Genomic DNA, 16,868 nt, shown 5'->3' with positions numbered 1-16,868 from the left:
AGGGACGGCTCCGGCCTCTATTACTGCAACCTGCGCCTCACTTCGGCGCAAGCACCATCATCATCTGGCGGCCTTCGAGCTTGGGCTCGGCTTCCACCTTGGCGATCTCGAGCGTGTCTTCCTTGACCTGCTGAAGAAGCTTCATACCGAGTTCCTGGTGGGCCATTTCGCGGCCACGGAACTTCAAGGTCACCTTCACCTTGTCGCCTTCCTCGAAGAAACGGCCGATCGCCTTCATCTTCACCTCATAGTCATGGGTGTCGATGTTCGGACGCATCTTGATTTCTTTGACTTCGACGATCTTCTGCTTCTTGCGCGCTTCGGCTGCCTTCTTCTGGTTAGAATACTTCAGCTTGCCGAGGTCGAGAATCTTACATACAGGCGGCTCAGCATTGGGGGAAATCTCAACCAGATCGAGACCGGCCTCCTCTGCCATTCTCAAGGCCTGGTCCGTCGCGACGATGCCCAGATTCGCGCCGTCAGCTCCGATAAGCTGTACTTTGGGAATGCGGATTTCCCTGTTGGAACGTGGCCCGTCCTTTACGGGCGCATCGGTTTTAAAGGGTCTGCGAATGGTCGTATTCTCCACGAATTGTTTCGGATTAGATGCAGCCTATCTCTCCCGTCGGCGCAACTGACGGAAATGTCGTAAAAGCTGTGTTGAAGTCAATAGCATGACATCAGGAAAAAATCACCTCCCACGTGTCAATATAGTGTCGCGGCCGCGCGAGATGCGCGAAGGACACAGTATCGCTGCCAAATAGCGCCAAAACCCCTGACAGCAAACCGCGGATTTTTCGGGTAACGCGCGCGCGAATCTGTTCTATAAGGCAAAAATTCCGGGAGTTTCTTGATGTCCGAAGCAACCACGGCCCCCCAGCCGACCTTCCTGTCCGTCGGCAAAGGCGAAAACCAGCGCCAGATTGCCATCAGCGAACGTGCCGCCGGCAAGGGCGCAAAGAATGTCAGCTTCGTATGGCTATCCGGCTATCGATCCGACATGAGCGGCACCAAGGCGGTCGAGCTCGATGCGCTTGCCGAACGGCTTGGCCTCGGCTGCATCCGCTTCGACTATTCCGGCCATGGCCAATCCGGCGGCGAGTTCACCGACGGCACGATATCGCGCTGGCTGGAAGAGACGCTTGCCGTCATCGACCATACCAAACCCAAACGGATCGTCCTCGTCGGCTCATCGATGGGCGGCTGGATCGCGCTCAGGACCATCCAGGAACTGCGCAAGCGCAAGAAGACGCCCGCCATTGCGGGTCTCGTGCTCATCGCGCCGGCACCCGATTTCACCATCGATCTCATCGAGCCCAATCTTTCGGATACGGAGCGACGGTCGCTGGAGGAGCGTGGCTATTTCGAAGAGCCATCGGAATACAGTGCCGAGCCGAACATCTTCACCCGCGCCCTCATCGAGGACGGCCGCGCCAATCGCGTGCTCACCGGCATCATCGAAACCGGCTGCCCGGTGCACATCCTGCAGGGCATGGAGGATGCCGACGTGCCCTTTGCCCATTCGTTAAAACTGGTCGAGCATCTGCCCGCCGACGACGTGGTGTTAACACTTGTGCGCGATGGCGATCATCGCCTGTCGCGACCGCAGGATATCGAGCGCATGTTGAGCGTTGCAGAAACGCTGGCGCTGCATAATCTCACGTAAAAACAAACAGATACATCAGGGATCGATCGCTGAGCAGTGTTTTTGCCGCCCAGTGTCCGCCTACGCTTTCCTTACCGCAGGAGGCACAGGAATATGGCAACTAGCCCTTTGATTGTGCCGAAATTAACCATAGAGGCCGGTTCCGCCGTTAACACTTAAGTAACGATTGACTTCGCACGCCCCCCTACATTAACAATTTGTTAATAAATGTAGGGACGATACAAGGAATAGTGGGCGTGCGTATTAAGGGCCTTTTGGTTGCTTTCGCTGCTATAATTGCGATGTCGTCGTCGGCGATGCCGGCGTCCCAACAGACAGCGTCGATGACGGTCGGGAACGTCACTTCCCAGCCTATCGGGCACTATGATTTCTGCCAGCGACACACCGACGAATGCGGCCCGACCCGCAATATCGGTCCCGTCGACATGAATGCCGCCGCCTGGGCGCTGGTCAACCAGATCAATCTGCGCGTCAACAAGACCATCCGGCCGGCAACGGACATGGAAGTCTACGGCCAGGAAGAATACTGGGAATATCCGAAGACCGCCGGCGACTGCGAGGATTTTGCGCTGCTGAAGCGCAGGATGCTGATGCAGAGCGGCATTTCCGCTTCCAATCTGCTGATGACGGTCGTGCGCAAGCCCGATGGCGAGGGCCATGCCGTGCTGACGCTGCGCACCAAGCAGGGCGACTATGTTCTCGACAACCTCGAGGACGAGATCAAGCTCTGGTCCAAGACCCCCTACTCCTACCTGAAGCGCCAGGCGAGCTTCAACGCCGGCCGCTGGGTGACCATCGAGAATGGCAACGACGTTCTGGTCGGCTCGGTCAAATAACCACTAGACACTCGAACAGATGCAAAAGGCCGGCGAATGAGCCGGCCTTTTTATTGAGCTGGTTCAGGCGAGACGGCGCCGCCGCCTCAGGCATTTCCAATCAATATACCTGCCGCCAGCACCAGAGAGCCGCCAACCACGACCTGGAAGGCCGCGCGCAGGAACGGCGTTTCCATATATTTGTTCTGGATGAAGGCGATGGCCCAGAGCTCGAAGAACACAACGATGGCAGCGATGATCGTCGCGGTCCAGAACTGCGGAATGAGGTAGGGCAGCGCGTGGCCGAGGCCGCCAAGCGCGGTCATGATCCCGCAGGCAAGACCACGCTTGATCGGCGAGCCGCGTCCGGAAATCTTGCCATCGTCATGCGCGGCTTCGGTGAAACCCATCGATATACCGGCACCGACCGAGGCCGAGAGGCCGACAAGGAAGGTCTGCCAGGTCTGCTGCGTGGCGAAGGCGGCGGCAAAGATCGGCGCCAGAGTGGAGACTGAACCATCCATCAGGCCAGCGAGCCCCGGCTGCACATAGGTCAACACGAACTGGCGATGCGCCTTTGCGTCCTCTTCGTGTTTGACCGTCTCCGGCGTGTGCTTGTCTCCCAACATGCGGGCAACGTCTTCATGCCCCTGCTCGGCCAGCGCCAGGTCGCCAAGAAGCTGCCGCGTCGAGGCATCGGAAACCTGCTTGGCTGCCTCGACATAGAAATTATAGGCCTGCTGCTCCATCGCCTCGGCTTCATCGCGCATAGCTTCGAGAGACAGGTTCTTGCGCAGCCAATCCGGCTTGCGCTCATAGAAACCGCTGACATGCTCACGCCGGATCAGCGGAATACGCTCGCCGAACCGCCGGCGATGCATATCGATCAGCGTCTTACGATGCGTGTCCTCGACCTCGGCCATATCTTCGAAGACTTTGGCGGACTCGGGATAATTGGCGCGTAGACTATCGGCATAGGCGAGATAGATACGCGAATCGTCCTCTTCCGCGGCGATGGCGACGGCAAGAATCTCCTGCTCGGACAAGGAGGTGAAAGAGCGTTTCGGCGAACGGAAGAAACCCAGCAGCATGGGAGATAGCCTCTTATCTTTAGAATTATTCTAATTCTAAAGTGAGCCGCCATCCTGGTCAAGCACCGAGACGATATCTCGATTGAAAATCGAGCCTCAGAACGTGCGTGACGGGGACCAAGGGATGCGAAAATTCGCGATGCGACTTTGACAGATTGCCGCAACGCCCGCATGACGTCTTGGATATGCCGTGAAATTGCATAGATAGGCCGGTAAGAAGGCCGGTCACGACAATACGCCGGATACTACCGGCGGGAGCTTGATATGGAAAACGACATCCAGGGCCGGGCCGCCCATCTCGCGGGCATCCGTGAAAAGGCCGAGGCCGAGATGGCGCGCATGGGGATCGATGCTGCTTTCATCGACAGGCTGGTCGACACGTTTTATGGGCGTATCCAGGCGCATCCGCGTTTAGGCCCGGTATTCGATGGGCGCCTTGCCGGGCGCTGGCCCGACCATATGGAAAAGATGAAACGCTTTTGGTCGTCGGTCGCTTTCAAGAATGGCGCCTATGGCGGCAAACCCGTGCAGGCACATCTCGGCGTCGAGGGTATTGCGGCAGATCTCTTTCCCGAGTGGCTGGCGTTGTTTTCGCAGACGCTGGACGATATCGCGCCCTCGCAGCAGGCGAAGGACTGGTTCATGGCAACCGCCGAACGTATCGCCAGGAGCCTGACGCTCTCGCTCTTCTATAATCCGGCGTTGGATGATCCGACGAGGAAGACCGTTTAGAGCGCGGCATGAGCAAACACACGGCTCGATGATGCCGCTGGTCAAGGCGACATCGTTAGGGCAACTTTGCGCTATAAGCGGTCCATTGACGGCGTTGCAGCTTCAACATTTTCTGTTTTGCCAGACAGGATTTCTGGAAATATCAGTGTGCCGATAGGTAAGATGTCATCAGAGGCAGGTCTCCGGGAATGGTTGGCTCTTCAGCAGGAAATCGAAATCGCGCATGAAGCATCGGCTTATCGTTCTCTCCATTTCCCTCGGTATCGCCGTCGTCATCATGAGCTCCTTTGCCAGCCGCTCAGCACTGGGGCTGGTCGTCAAGGCCTGCGAGGTGAACTCTACCCTCACGGGATCGCCGTATCCGTGCCTTAAAATAGTCTGGGCAAAGGACCGATTGTCTTCCTACGTCGTTCTTCGCGAGCCGACCGACAAGGAGCGAACCATTCTTGCCCCGCTCGCAGATGTGCCCGGCATCGAAGATCCTCGTCTTCTGGCGGCGGACGCACCGAACTATTTCGACGACGCATGGAAAGAACGATCCGACGGACTGGGATTGGACGCCTGGAAGGATTCCTCACGGAATTTCGCACTGGCGATAAACGCCGCCAATTGGCGCACGCAAGATCGGCTTCACATCCACATGGGATGCGAGACGCCGCGCTTTCGTACCCTCTTGAAGACCCATGCGGCGGATATCAGAAACGGTCGGTTCACAAAGTTGAGGACCAAGGCCGGTTGGTGGGCAACATTCCAGGCGGCCGATGACCTCTCGAACTTGAACCCGCTGAAGCTTGTCGCGGATGGTGTCGAGGGAGCCCGCTCGAACATGGAAAACGTTGTTGTTGGCGTCTTCGGCACCACAATGCCAGACGGGCAGCACGGCTTCTATATTCTGGCGAGAATAATGGGCGCAAACAAAGCCCGCGGCTCCGCGGAGGATATGATTGACCCCAAGTGTGCATTGGAAAATGCGGCGCGCTAAGGGCGGGTGATCAGTTGGGCGTGAATTCGTGGAGGGGGATGCGCGCACGCCCCATAAACGCAAAACCCACTGACGCGACGGCAGACCAACCCGCCGCCAATCAGCCTTTTGTCGCGAAAATGGTTGCCCCGATACTCGCAGCCACCACAAGTGCGGTGCCGAACATCTGCGACGGCGTCATCGGCTGTGACAGGATGATAAAGCCGGCAAAGGCGCCGATGGCAGGTTCGAGACTCATGAGAATGCCGAAGGACGAGGTCGGCATGCGCCGCAGTGCCACCATTTCGAGCACGTAGGGAAGAAGGGGAACGAGGAGCGCCAGGCCGGCTATTTCGAGAAGACCGAAACCCGTCAGATGCGGGGCGGCGGAGACAAAGCCGAAGGGCGTCGAGACGACGGCTGCAACCAGCAACGACATGGAAAGCCCTTCAAGACCCTGAAAGGCATTGCCGACCCTCTTCGTCAGCAGGATATAGCAGGCCCATCCCGCGCCGGCACCGATGGCAAAGAGGATACCCGGCAGATTGCCCACCCATTCCTCGCCGTCGTAGGCCAAGAGCAGGACACCGATGGCAGCAAAGATCGGCCAAAGAAGCTGGCGGCTCAGCCCAAAGCCGAGGGTTGCGACCAGCAGAGGCCCTAGAAATTCGATGGCGACGGCAAGCCCCAGGGGAATGCGGGCAATCGCCGAAAAGAAGGACGTCGTCATCAGCGCCGATACGGTGCCGAGCGCCAGCACGCCGAGCCATTGCGAGCGGCTGTAGCTCAGGATCTTCGGCCGAACGATGATCGCCAGCGCAGCCGAGGCAAAGACGAGCCGCAGCCATGTGGCTCCGGCCGGCCCATAGGCGTTGATAATCGGAGACGACAATGCCGAGCCGAACTGGATTGACGACATGGACAGGACGCACATGAACACGCCGGCGGCAATGCCGCCGGAAGACGGCGCCACGTCCGGATGCGGCATCAGCGCCGCGCCGCCATCTGTGCCACCTTCGATGATCTTCTGATTCATGACCTCTCCCATAAGGCGTGGTTTTTAGAAGCCATGCCCGGCACTGGCAAATTCAAACTTTTCATCCTGCGATCAGATGTCTTGATGCGAGAATTCGTCAGGCTTCGAGGCCCTTCAGCACATTGGCGACATTCAAGCCGATCTCCGGCACGCCATAGCCGCCCTCCATGCAGACGAGAACCGGCAAGCCGGCGGTGGCGATGCGCTCACCCATGCGGATGAAATCCTCCGACGCCAGCCTGAAGAAGGAAATCGGATCGCGTTCGAAGGTATCGACGCCGAGCGAGAGCACGATCGCCTCCGCGCCGAAAGCCCTGATGCGGGAAAGCGCGTCGTCCAGCGCCGCCGACCAGACCTCCCAGGGCGTGCCGCGCGGCATCGGATAATTGCGGTTCGCACCGAGCCCGTCGCCCTCGCCCTCCTCGTCGGCGTATCCGAGAAAGTAAGGAAAGGCGTGGATCGGGTCGCCGTGGAGCGAGGCGGTGAAGACGTCGCCGCGCTTATAGAATATATCCTGCGTGCCGTTGCCGTGATGGAAATCGACGTCGAGCACCGCCACCTTGGCAGCACCCTGGTCGCGCAGACGTTGCGCCGCGACGCCGGCATTGTTGATGAAGCAATAGCCGCCGAAGAGATCGATGCCGGCGTGATGGCCGGGCGGGCGGCAGAGCGCGAAGGCGAAGCGATTACCCGCATGGAGCCAATCGGCACCCGTCAAAGCGCAGCGCATCGAGGCGATTGCCGCCTCATAGGATCCTTTGGTGATCGAGGTGTCGGCGGCATTGGCATAATGGCCGATCAGGCCAACGATGTTTTCCGGGATGCGCTGGCTGGTGCGCCTGACAGGAAATGAATTGGAGATTGCCTCGCCCGTATGGCCGGCCGCAATCCAGCGATCCCAGACCACACCGAGAAAATCGAGATAGGCCGGATCATGCACCTTGCGCGCCGTCTCCAGCCCATGGGCATCGGGCGCGACCACATCACCAAAGCCGGCCTCCTTGACGGCGGCAAGGATCCATTCGGCGCGAAACGGCGCTTCGAAGGGCGTGACGAGCTGGCCGTCATGCAGCTCGGTCTTGGCATCCCTGAGCTTATGATCCTCCGAGTAAATGACCCGCATCGTCTCCTCCTCCATCGCCTCTAACTTATGTTGACGCAAAGGCTTACATGCATCGTCACCAAGAAAAAAGGGTGAGACGCGGCCTTGAATGCAACCGCGAACAACAGCACCTTCCCGTCGTGTTTAACGAAGCGGAGGCAGCCGGCATGAAAATCCTGATGGTCGATGTCGACGGCGTGTTGGTCCATGGCCGGCCGAGCGATGGCCTGCCGCTCTTCACCTATCTCGAGCGCGATCTCGGACTGCGGCTGGACATACTGCGGGAAGCTTTCTTCAAAACTTGCTGGCGGGATATCGTCACCGGCCGCGAGGCACTGGAGCCGAAGCTAACGGAAGTTCTCGGCACAATCGCTCCCCATCTCAGCGCTAGAACGCTGATCGACTACTGGTTCGAAAACGATTCCCGCCTCGACCAAACATTGCTGGACGAGCTAGCCGCGCTGAAGGCAAACGGAACGCGAATGTTCCTCGCCACCAACCAGGAGCATCTGCGCGCCGCTTATCTGATGGATCAGCTAGGGCTTTCCGCGCGCTTCGACGGCATTTTCTATTCCGCCGCTCTTGGTCATCAGAAGCCAGCAGCAGAATTCTTCCAGTTGGCGACCGAGCGCGTGGGCGTCGCCGCCAATGAGATCGGCTTCATCGACGATGTCGTGGCCAACATCGAAGCGGCGCAGCAATTCGGCTGGAAGGCGATGCAGTGGACATCAGGCACCAAGCTTAGAGACGCCATCGCCGCCTTTTCCGTTTGAGCCTACCCTCTCACGCAACGATGCGCTTATAAAACAAGGTCGTGTCGCAGAGGCCTCCCTCCGGCCACATCGCATAATCCGGGATGACGCCGACGCGCTGCCAGCCGAGGCGCGGATAGATCGCCTCGGCATCGCTGCCCGTCGCCGTATCGAGCACCAGCAAGCTCTTGCCGATGCGGGCAGCTTCTCGCTCCGCCGCCTCCATCAAGAGACGGGCGAGACCCTTGCCGCGGGCGGAGCGATGCACCAGCAGTTTCTTCAGATCGCCGCGATGCGGCTGGTTCGGCATCTGCGCCGCGCCGACCTGCACGGTGCCCAAGACCTTGCCTTCAATCTCGGCAACGAGCAGCAAGGTCGCGCCGCTCTTGACGCTATCGGCGACAGCCTGCCAATAGGGCAAGGCGTCAGCCAATCCATAGGGCTGCATGAAGCCGACCGAGGCGCCGCCATTGACGCAATCGGCAAGCACTTCGCAGAGATCGGCAAGGACGGCACGGGCGTCAGCGGCGGATAAAAGGCGAATGTCAGGCATGGAAAAGGTCCTTGATGATTATCAGCGGCCGCGATCGAGGATGACGCAATAGCGCGCCGATCCCTCGCCGGGATTGTGGAAGGCATGGCCGTCGCCAACGCCCATGAAAAGGCAATCGCCTGAAATCAGGCGATGCGTGACATCGCGGTGTGTCACCTCCATCTCGCCCTCGAACAGCCAGACGTGCTGGGTCATGCCGAGACTTGCAGTGTTCGGCGGGAAGATGACGCGCGCGCCGGCTGGGAAGACGACCTCGACGACATCGACCTTCGAGCCGGTTCCCGGTGGCGAGACGGCGCGTCTGACATAGCCGGTCTCCGGATCGCGCCAGATCGCCTGCTGATCGCGCCGGGCCAAGGGCGATACGTCCTTGTCTTCCTCGGCAAAGAAGGCGGAGAGCGACAGGCCGAGCGCGGCGCAGAGGCGCGACAGCAGGGATGCAGTCGGGCTCGCCTCGGCGCGCTCGATGCGCGAGATCATCGCACGGCTGACGGCGGAGGCATTCGCCAACTCATCCAGCGTCAGGCCGCGATCGATGCGTAGCTGCTTGATGCGCGCCCCAATCGTCAGTTCCAGATCATCGTCCGACATCGCCGTATCTCTCGCATATGATTCCACTATCTAAGAAATACATGACCGGATGATGGAATCAAGCCTGTTGTGATACCCAGCGGTATCGGGCCAGAAAGGGCTAACATAAGGTGAAGATAGCCACCAAAACCCCGCTTTTCCGCTTTGCGGCGCGGGGCGGCGCTGCTATATGGCGCGCATGAGCACTAATTCCACCACTCCGCTTTCGCATATCCGCAACTTCTCGATCGTGGCCCACATCGACCACGGCAAATCGACACTGGCCGATCGTCTGATCCAGACGACGGGCGGTCTTGCCGAACGCGAGATGTCGGAGCAGGTGCTCGACAATATGGAGATCGAGCGCGAGCGCGGCATCACCATCAAGGCCCAGACGGTGCGCCTGCACTACAAGGCCAACAATGGCGAGACCTATATCCTCAACCTGATCGACACGCCCGGCCACGTCGACTTCGCCTATGAAGTCTCGCGCTCGCTGTCGGCCTGCGAGGGATCGCTGCTTGTTGTCGACGCCTCCCAGGGCGTGGAAGCGCAGACGCTCGCCAACGTCTATCAGGCGATCGACAACAATCACGAGCTCGTCACCGTCCTCAACAAGATCGACCTGCCGGCGGCCGAACCGGACCGCATCAAGGCCCAGATCGAGGAAGTCATCGGCATCGATGCCTCAGAGGCCGTGCTGATCTCCGCCAAGACCGGTCTTGGCATCCCTGATGTTCTCGAAGCCATCGTCCACAAGCTGCCTGCGCCGAAGAGCCCGGGCGGCGAAAAGGCGCCCTTGAAGGCGCTGCTGGTCGACAGCTGGTACGATACCTATCTCGGCGTCATGGTTCTCGTGCGCATCATCGACGGCGTCATGACCAAGGGTCAGACCATCCGCATGATGGGCACCGACGTGAAATACCAGGTCGAGCGGGTCGGCGTACTCACGCCGAAGATGCTGACCGTCGAAAGCCTCGGCCCTGGCGAGATCGGCTTCATCACCGCCTCGATCAAGGAAGTGGCCGACACGCGCGTCGGCGATACCATTACCGAAGACAAGCGCCCGACCGCCTCAGCCCTGCCCGGCTTCAAGCCGGCCCAGCCTGTGGTGTTCTGCGGCCTCTTCCCGGTCGATGCGGCCGAATTCGAAGACCTGCGTTCGGCCATGGGCAAGCTGCGCCTCAACGACGCCAGCTTCTCCTTCGAAATGGAATCGTCTGCCGCTCTCGGCTTCGGCTTCCGCTGTGGCTTTCTCGGCCTCCTGCATCTGGAAATCATCCAGGAGCGCCTGGAACGCGAATTCAATCTCGATCTGATCGCGACGGCCCCTTCGGTCGTCTACCAGCTGACCATGACCGATGGCACCGAGATCGAACTGCACAATCCGGCCGACATGCCTGACGTCGTCAAGATTTCCGAATTCCGCGAACCATGGATCAAAGCGACGATCCTGACGCCGGATGATTATCTCGGCTCGATTCTGAAGCTCTGCCAGGACCGTCGCGGCATCCAGACCGAGCTGACCTATGTCGGCAACCGCGCCATGATCACTTACGACCTGCCGCTCAACGAAGTCGTCTTCGACTTCTATGACCGCCTGAAGTCGATCTCCAAGGGCTATGCCTCCTTCGACTACAGCCTGACCGACTATCGCGAGAGCGACCTCGTCAAGATGTCGATCCTCGTCAATGCCGAGCCGGTGGATGCGCTCTCGATGCTCGTGCACCGCTCCGCCGCTGAAAAGCGCGGCCGCGTCATGTGCGAAAAGCTGAAGGACCTGATCCCGCAGCACATGTTCCAGATCCCGATCCAGGCTGCCATCGGCGGACGCATCATCGCCCGCGAAACGGTGAAGGCGCTGCGCAAGGACGTGACCGCCAAGTGCTACGGCGGCGACGCCACCCGCAAGCGCAAGCTGCTCGATAAGCAGAAGGAAGGCAAGAAGCGTATGCGGCAGTTCGGCAAGGTCGAAATCCCGCAGGAAGCGTTTATCGCTGCGCTGAAGATGGGGGATGAGTGAGGCTCTGCCTCATATCAATCTTCGATTTTCTTCAAATTGCGCTGAATCTTTCGCTTCATTAGATCTAGCCAATCTGAGAAATCCTCAAAACTTGAGTGGCTAATCAAGGATGGCATTATAAGTACAACCTCCCCTTCTTCCAAGGTGAAAACATCTCGGCGCACAGCGTCATTGCGGTTGGATATCATCGTTGGGCTAGGATTCGCGACATCGCTAGTTTCGGCCACTGTCTTAATCAGGTTTGCGTCGTTAGATTCTTTCTCCACGCTTTCCGAAGCTTCGTTGCGTGAAGGTTCGAGCAAATCGGCATTACGCACATATTCCAAATTCGAATCGTACACGACAAGAAATCGGCGAGCGGCATCAGAAGTAAATCGGTAGTCAAATTGCAATTGACTTTTCGCAATATCGTCATCAGGGCGATCGCTTGCCCACTGTGCAAAAATCTCTGACATCAAACGTGGCTTGAGTGCAGCTTCGGCTGAAAGCCGCTCTTTGATGCCAGGCCTAGCATCGGATAATATACGACGAGCGGCGTCGGATAACCTTATCTTTCTGGTAGGCCCGGAACCAGAACTATCAATAAGACCATATGCTTGAAGGGCAGCGACATATCGCAATAACGAGCCGCTTGTTGGGGTAGTACCCCACGCGGATGATATTTCTGAAAGTCTTACTTCTGACTGCTTCGCAGCAACCAAAAGTCGTCGAGCGAGATCCAAAGCTACGGACAGTTCAAGATATGGAAACGACGGGCTGCGCTCGCGTCGTTGGTCGATTTCATTTTCGAACTCTTCAGACATTCCAATCTCCATCTGCTGTCACGTTGATAGCATAACGACATCAAGCAAGCAACATCTTGTTAGTGATTGGTCGATAGGGTCGATAGGACCTTGACAGAATCGCATGACCATCGAATACTAAAGTCAAAGGAGAATTTAGATGAGCAGCAGAGCCATAGCCAACCGTACCATCGAGCACCGTCGCGGTTGGCAGTAACAAAAAGGGCCACAAAACAAGTCAGTTCCTACACCAACTTGCAATGTGACCCATGGTGTCCAGTGGACATGCCCGAATCCGCTGGGCGGAGTAACTCGGAATGCCGATATCTGAACCGTTTGCCTATTCAGAGTCGCATTTCTGAGTCTCCGTTTCAAGAGGGCACTTTTAATCGGAGACTATTCTCATGAATGATAATGAAAAGCCGAGCTATGCGCTCACCTTTGACGACGCTGTCGAAATTTGGCTTCGTAGCTGGAATGGCGAATTCCAGAATAGGATTGCCGCAAGTTTCGACGTGAATCCCGGCCGCGTGAGCGAAGTTCTGAAAGAACGGAAGCATATCGGCAGTCGGGAAATCGCTTTGAAGAAGCAGGCCGCCTAACGGCTGGAGACCAGTGCTCCCACGGGCACTGGTCATTCTCTCACTCTCATAAGGAATTGCGCATCATGACAAAGCGAAATCAGCATGTTGTTCCGCATCAAAATGGCTGGGCCGTGAAAGGCGCTGGTGCTGAGAGGGCAACGAAAGTTACAGCAACCCAACAAGAAGCGATTGCCGCCGCTCGCGATATCGCGCGTAATCAGCAAAGTGAGTTGCTTATCCATGGGGAAAACGGACGAATTCGTGCCCGTGACTCCTATGGAAACGACCCCTTCCCGCCAAAGGGCTAGTTTTGTAACAATTTGCGACCGGCTTTGAAGCCGGTCGCCTCGCGTCAAGGAGCCTGCTCCATATACTCCCCGATCAAACCCTCATATTCTTCCATCGGCGGCAGCGCGGCATAGCTGTGTTTGGCTGGCGTCGTCACCCAGGGCAGCTTTTCGCTTGTCCAGGTCTCGATGAAGGGCGTGAACCATCTGGCATCGTCAAGCATGGTAGCGCGCATATTGACGAACCAGTCGACGCCGTCGAGCTTTGTGAACATCCAGCTCATGCAATGCGGGCAGAAATAGTGATGGATGGTGTCGCCATGCAGGCCGCCGATCACAGGCTCGCCCTGCGTTACCTCGAAACTATCAGAGGGGATCGCGGCGCTCAGCGAATAGGCGCTGCCCGTCATGTTCTGACAGCCGGTGCAATGGCAGGCCATGGTCAGCAGGGGCTTGGCGCTGATCTTCAGCCGTACCTGCCCGCAACGGCAGCCGCCTTCGCAGGGTAATTCCAGCGTCGTCATGATTTTTTCTCCTCCCGTCTTCGATGATATTGGCGCCGATGCCCGCGCCCGCTTTCCGCCAAATCAGCTGCTCAAGCTTCCGCAGCCTGAGGAAGTGCCTGGCGCGCGCCGATCGTCTGAACCCAGGCACGCGCTATGGCGAGCCCCGCAGTCTCCGCCGCTGCCGCGTGCTTGGCGACAAGCTCCGGATAGGCCTCCAGCCAGCCCGGCGCCTTGCGCTCGATGGTTTCCTTGAATTCGCCGCGCCAGCGCTCGACCACGGCGGCGTTGGCCTCGAAATGGAACTGCGTACCGTAGGTGGCGCGGCCGATGCGGAAAGCCTGGTTCGGCGTGACGCCGTTGGTGGCCAGGCGCACAGCGCCGGCCGGTAGCGTGAACGTGTCGCCATGCCATTCGAAGATGGTGAATTCGTCGCCGACGCCGGTCAGCAGCGGGTCCACCCTGCCCTCCTCGGTAAGGCCGACCGTCTTCCAGCCGAATTCATGGGCGGTTCCGATCAGATTGTCCGCCTCGTAGGCTCGCGCAAGGATCTGGCTGCCGAGGCAGATGCCGAGCACGGACTTGTCCTCACCCTCGAAACGACGCATCAAGCCCGCTAATTCCGGCAGGTAGGGGTGGGTTTCATCGGCGCGGGCATTCTGTTCGCCGCCAAGCACGACAAGCGCATCATAGGCTGATGTGTCCTTGGGAAGGGCCTCGCCGTCCCACGCACGGAACCATTCGATCCTTGCTCCCGCCTCCTCCAGCGCGATGCCCAGAGCGCCAAGCGGGGTGTTCTTCATGTTCTCGATGATTGCGACGCGCATGCCGATGATTCCTGAACCATGTCTCCGGCTGAGATGAACACGGGGGAGCCAGTCAGGCAAGAGCCAGAGCGGTCAAGCTTTCCAAACCACTTCGCGCTTTTCCTGGAATGGCTTTGGCTTGCAGCCGCCCAAAGCTATGCCTAGATGTCAGCAAACAGCGAAGGATCAGGACGATGAGCGACAAGCCGCGGATCACCATTCTCTATTGCACGCAATGCAACTGGCTGCTGCGCTCCGGGTGGATGGCGCAGGAACTGCTGCAGACCTTTACCGATAGCCTGGGCGAAGTGGCGCTGATCCCCGGCACCGGCGGCGTCTTCGAAATCCGCATCGATGGCGAGCTTCTGTGGGAGCGCAAGCGTGACGGCGGCTTCCCCGGCCCCAAGGAACTGAAGCAGCGGGTGCGCGATGTCATCGATCCCGAGCGCGACCTCGGCCATACGGACCGGGCGTCACTGGAGAGCTAAGCGCCTACCCGGTGTATCAGTCGAAAGGCGAACGGCAAGCCTGGTTGCCGCGGTTGATCGTCGTATAGCTGTTGGTGCCGGGATTATAGGTGCGGTAGCGTTCGGCACACCATGTCTGATGCTGCCTGAGCCGCTGCGCCGGCGACGGATAGACGGCACGCGGCGGCGGCGCGTAGGTTTCGCGCGGGGGCATCTGGACGCGCGGGGCGTCATAGCGTTTCACCCCTCCCGTATAGGGCGGCGTGATCGGAAGCGGCTGGCCAGGCCGAGTATAGAACTGTCTCTGTCCGAAACCGAAGCAGCCACGGGAATCGCAGATGACGGAATTCGTGGTACTCGGCGGAATGCCCATTCTCGGAGGGTTCGATGCGGCGACGGCCAGGCCCGTCTGCGCCAGCAGAGCAAAGCCCAAAGCGCAGCCAAGCGCGATTCTGTCCAAAACAGCCATGACAAACTCCTATGCGAAACGCCGCCAATGAATATGCCTGCCGCAACGCTTCACTCTCTATTTGGGGCGATGGCAGCGGTAAAACCAGTGCGACTGCAACGGGAAAGCCTCGACCCACGATGAGTTGATCCCTCGGGCTGCTTGCTCCATAAAAGCGCTATCGTTCCAAGGAGATTGCCTGTGAGCAGCTTGAAATTCGGTACCAGCGGCCTTCGCGGCCTGTCCGTTGACCTCGTCGGGCGGGCGTCCGCCCTCTATGCCACAGCCTTCGCCAACCATCTGCTGAAGAGCGGCCATGCCAAGCGCGGCGATCTCATTCTCGTCGGCCGGGACTTTCGCGAATCGAGCCCGGCGATCTCTGCGACCTGCATCGGCGCCCTGAAGCGGGCAGGCCTGACACCGATCGATTGCGGCACGCTGCCGACGCCGGCGCTCGCACTTTACGGGCTGCAGCTGAAAGCCGCCTCGCTGATGATCACCGGCTCGCATATTCCAGCCGACCGCAACGGCATCAAATTCTACCGGCCGGATGGCGAGATCGACAAGCAGGACGAAATGGCGATCAGCGCGGAGGCAACCGCGATCATCGACACGCTTCTCGACGAAACGCCCGAGACGGCGGAAAATCGTACAGCGCAGACAGAGGCGCTGTTTCTGGAGCGCAACAAGGGCCTGCTGCCAGCAGGAAGCCTTGTCGGACTGACCATCGGCGTCTATCAGCACAGCACCGTCGCGCGCGATCTCTTCGACCAGGTGCTCGCCCATTACGGCGCCCGCGTCGTGCCGCTCGGCCGCTCCGAGAGCTTCATTCCGGTCGACACCGAAGCGGTCTCCACAGAAACCATCAGCCTCATGAAAGCCTGGGCACCGGAGCACGGGCTGGATGCCATCGTCTCGGCTGACGGCGATGGCGACCGGCCGCTCGTTGCAGACGAGACGGGCGAGCCGCTGCGTGGCGATCTGCTCGGCCTCATCGCGGCAAACTTCCTCGGCGCGGACGTGGTGGTGACTCCGGTGACTTCCAATTCGGGCATCGAAGCAGCCGGCTCCTACGCCGTCACCCGCACCCGCGTCGGCTCGCCCTATGTGATCGCCGGCATGGATGAAGCGATTGCCGCCGGCAAGGCCAACGTCATGGGCTTCGAGGCCAATGGCGGCACGCTTACGGCCAGCCGTTTCACCGTCGAGGGCAGGCCCTTCGATGCCCTGCCGACCCGCGACAGCTTCCTGCCGATCCTTGCGACGCTCTATGCGTCCGCGCAGGCGAAAAAGCCGCTGTCGGCCGTTGCCGGCAGCTATCGCCTGCCGTTTGCCGCCGCCGACCGCCTGGAGAACTTTCCAGTTGAGACGAGCGCAGCACTGATGGCCTCTTTGCGTGCCTCTGACGCCAATCTTGCGGATTTCCTTGCCCCCATCGCCGGCGTGGCATCCAAGAGCGACATAGACGGGCTGCGGGTTACGCTTGCGGATGGCCGAATCATTCATTTCCGTCCTTCCGGCAATGCGCCGGAAATGCGCTGCTATGTGGAAGCAGGCAGCGAAAGCGAGGCAAAGGCCTTGCTGGAACAGGGGCTTGGCCTGATCCGTGCATGGGCCAACGCCCGGATCTGACCCGGGCTTCAACGGCTTTTTTCACGATTGACACGAAAACTTCAAAAACCCTGTTGAC

20 protein-coding genes are annotated in these 16,868 nt (G+C 59.3%); 10 read left to right on the top strand and 10 right to left on the bottom strand.

The genetic code is table 11. The features are described 5' to 3' along the window. Positions 1–37 precede the first annotated feature (37 nt). On the bottom strand, positions 38–574 hold the full coding sequence (infC, locus tag ACQZ6F_RS22320) for a translation initiation factor IF-3 (protein ID WP_174070236.1): 537 nt from the start codon (positions 572–574) through the stop codon (positions 38–40). A gap of 279 nt (positions 575–853) precedes the next feature. Between infC and ACQZ6F_RS22315 the strand changes: the two genes are divergently transcribed. Both ACQZ6F_RS22315 and ACQZ6F_RS22310 read left to right on the top strand, forming a co-directional pair. Further along, complete coding sequence (locus ACQZ6F_RS22315) at positions 854–1,666, top strand: alpha/beta hydrolase (RefSeq protein WP_449094148.1); 813 nt, start codon at positions 854–856, stop codon at positions 1,664–1,666. A 236-nt stretch (positions 1,667–1,902) separates the two neighbouring features. Further along, on the top strand, positions 1,903–2,502 hold the full coding sequence (locus tag ACQZ6F_RS22310) for a transglutaminase-like cysteine peptidase (RefSeq protein WP_077468427.1): 600 nt from the start codon (positions 1,903–1,905) through the stop codon (positions 2,500–2,502). Positions 2,503–2,588: 86 nt separating this feature from the next. Here ACQZ6F_RS22310 and mbfA read toward each other — a convergent pair whose 3' ends face one another. Further along, positions 2,589–3,572: an iron exporter MbfA gene (mbfA, locus tag ACQZ6F_RS22305; protein ID WP_068400740.1), complete on the bottom strand. Its 984-nt coding sequence runs from the start codon at positions 3,570–3,572 to the stop codon at positions 2,589–2,591. A 264-nt stretch (positions 3,573–3,836) separates the two neighbouring features. Here mbfA and ACQZ6F_RS22300 point away from each other — a divergent pair, with 264 nt between their 5' ends. Beyond that, complete coding sequence (locus ACQZ6F_RS22300) at positions 3,837–4,304, top strand: group III truncated hemoglobin (RefSeq protein ID WP_449094147.1); 468 nt, start codon at positions 3,837–3,839, stop codon at positions 4,302–4,304. A 223-nt stretch (positions 4,305–4,527) separates the two neighbouring features. Continuing rightward, positions 4,528–5,286, top strand: coding sequence for a CDP-diacylglycerol diphosphatase (locus tag ACQZ6F_RS22295; protein ID WP_449094146.1), 759 nt, complete (start codon positions 4,528–4,530; stop codon positions 5,284–5,286). A gap of 100 nt (positions 5,287–5,386) precedes the next feature. Here the strand turns inward: ACQZ6F_RS22295 and ACQZ6F_RS22290 are convergent, their stop codons facing one another. Next, entirely contained in the window at positions 5,387–6,301 is a 915-nt protein-coding gene (locus ACQZ6F_RS22290) for an EamA family transporter (RefSeq protein ID WP_449094145.1), read from the bottom strand. Positions 6,302–6,398: 97 nt separating this feature from the next. Beyond that, on the bottom strand, positions 6,399–7,424 hold the full coding sequence (locus ACQZ6F_RS22285) for a histone deacetylase family protein (protein WP_449094144.1): 1,026 nt from the start codon (positions 7,422–7,424) through the stop codon (positions 6,399–6,401). Positions 7,425–7,570: 146 nt separating this feature from the next. Here ACQZ6F_RS22285 and ACQZ6F_RS22280 point away from each other — a divergent pair, with 146 nt between their 5' ends. Beyond that, complete coding sequence (locus ACQZ6F_RS22280; RefSeq protein WP_449094408.1) at positions 7,571–8,176, top strand: HAD-IA family hydrolase; 606 nt, start codon at positions 7,571–7,573, stop codon at positions 8,174–8,176. 10 nt (positions 8,177–8,186) lie between these two features. Here ACQZ6F_RS22280 and ACQZ6F_RS22275 read toward each other — a convergent pair whose 3' ends face one another. Both ACQZ6F_RS22275 and ACQZ6F_RS22270 read right to left on the bottom strand, forming a co-directional pair. Beyond that, positions 8,187–8,708: an N-acetyltransferase family protein gene (locus ACQZ6F_RS22275; protein WP_449094143.1), complete on the bottom strand. Its 522-nt coding sequence runs from the start codon at positions 8,706–8,708 to the stop codon at positions 8,187–8,189. 21 nt (positions 8,709–8,729) lie between these two features. Then, the gene (locus tag ACQZ6F_RS22270; RefSeq protein WP_449094142.1) at positions 8,730–9,299 is read right to left on the bottom strand and encodes a helix-turn-helix domain-containing protein; all 570 of its coding nucleotides are present in this window, start codon (positions 9,297–9,299) and stop codon (positions 8,730–8,732) included. Between the two features lie 169 nt (positions 9,300–9,468). On the opposite strand from ACQZ6F_RS22270, the gene lepA reads away from it, so the two are divergent. Continuing rightward, positions 9,469–11,301: a translation elongation factor 4 gene (gene lepA / locus ACQZ6F_RS22265; protein ID WP_430762010.1), complete on the top strand. Its 1,833-nt coding sequence runs from the start codon at positions 9,469–9,471 to the stop codon at positions 11,299–11,301. 14 nt (positions 11,302–11,315) lie between these two features. Here the strand turns inward: lepA and ACQZ6F_RS22260 are convergent, their stop codons facing one another. Then, entirely contained in the window at positions 11,316–12,104 is a 789-nt protein-coding gene (locus ACQZ6F_RS22260) for a hypothetical protein (RefSeq protein ID WP_449094141.1), read from the bottom strand. A gap of 383 nt (positions 12,105–12,487) precedes the next feature. Here ACQZ6F_RS22260 and ACQZ6F_RS22255 point away from each other — a divergent pair, with 383 nt between their 5' ends. Both ACQZ6F_RS22255 and ACQZ6F_RS22250 read left to right on the top strand, forming a co-directional pair. Beyond that, entirely contained in the window at positions 12,488–12,685 is a 198-nt protein-coding gene (locus ACQZ6F_RS22255; RefSeq protein ID WP_449094140.1) for a hypothetical protein, read from the top strand. A 65-nt stretch (positions 12,686–12,750) separates the two neighbouring features. Then, positions 12,751–12,975 (top strand): DUF2188 domain-containing protein, encoded by a 225-nt coding sequence (locus ACQZ6F_RS22250; RefSeq protein ID WP_449094139.1) that lies wholly within the window; start codon positions 12,751–12,753, stop codon positions 12,973–12,975. 44 nt (positions 12,976–13,019) lie between these two features. On the opposite strand, the gene ACQZ6F_RS22245 is transcribed toward ACQZ6F_RS22250, so the two are convergent. Next, positions 13,020–13,478: a GFA family protein gene (locus tag ACQZ6F_RS22245; RefSeq protein ID WP_449094138.1), complete on the bottom strand. Its 459-nt coding sequence runs from the start codon at positions 13,476–13,478 to the stop codon at positions 13,020–13,022. Positions 13,479–13,549: 71 nt separating this feature from the next. Beyond that, entirely contained in the window at positions 13,550–14,284 is a 735-nt protein-coding gene (locus tag ACQZ6F_RS22240) for a type 1 glutamine amidotransferase (protein ID WP_449094137.1), read from the bottom strand. 173 nt (positions 14,285–14,457) lie between these two features. Here ACQZ6F_RS22240 and ACQZ6F_RS22235 point away from each other — a divergent pair, with 173 nt between their 5' ends. Beyond that, positions 14,458–14,751, top strand: coding sequence for an Rdx family protein (locus tag ACQZ6F_RS22235; RefSeq protein ID WP_034514177.1), 294 nt, complete (start codon positions 14,458–14,460; stop codon positions 14,749–14,751). Positions 14,752–14,767: 16 nt separating this feature from the next. On the opposite strand, the gene ACQZ6F_RS22230 is transcribed toward ACQZ6F_RS22235, so the two are convergent. After that, positions 14,768–15,199 (bottom strand): BA14K family protein, encoded by a 432-nt coding sequence (locus ACQZ6F_RS22230; RefSeq protein WP_449094136.1) that lies wholly within the window; start codon positions 15,197–15,199, stop codon positions 14,768–14,770. 189 nt (positions 15,200–15,388) lie between these two features. Here ACQZ6F_RS22230 and ACQZ6F_RS22225 point away from each other — a divergent pair, with 189 nt between their 5' ends. Continuing rightward, positions 15,389–16,810, top strand: a complete 1,422-nt coding sequence (locus ACQZ6F_RS22225) for a phosphomannomutase (RefSeq protein ID WP_449094407.1) — start codon at positions 15,389–15,391, stop codon at positions 16,808–16,810. Positions 16,811–16,868 lie beyond the last annotated feature (58 nt).

It is taken from the genome of Rhizobium sp. A22-96 (assembly GCF_053521805.1).
The sequence above is the reverse complement of the archived record's forward strand: the minus strand, read 5'-3'. Positions and strand labels throughout refer to the sequence as shown.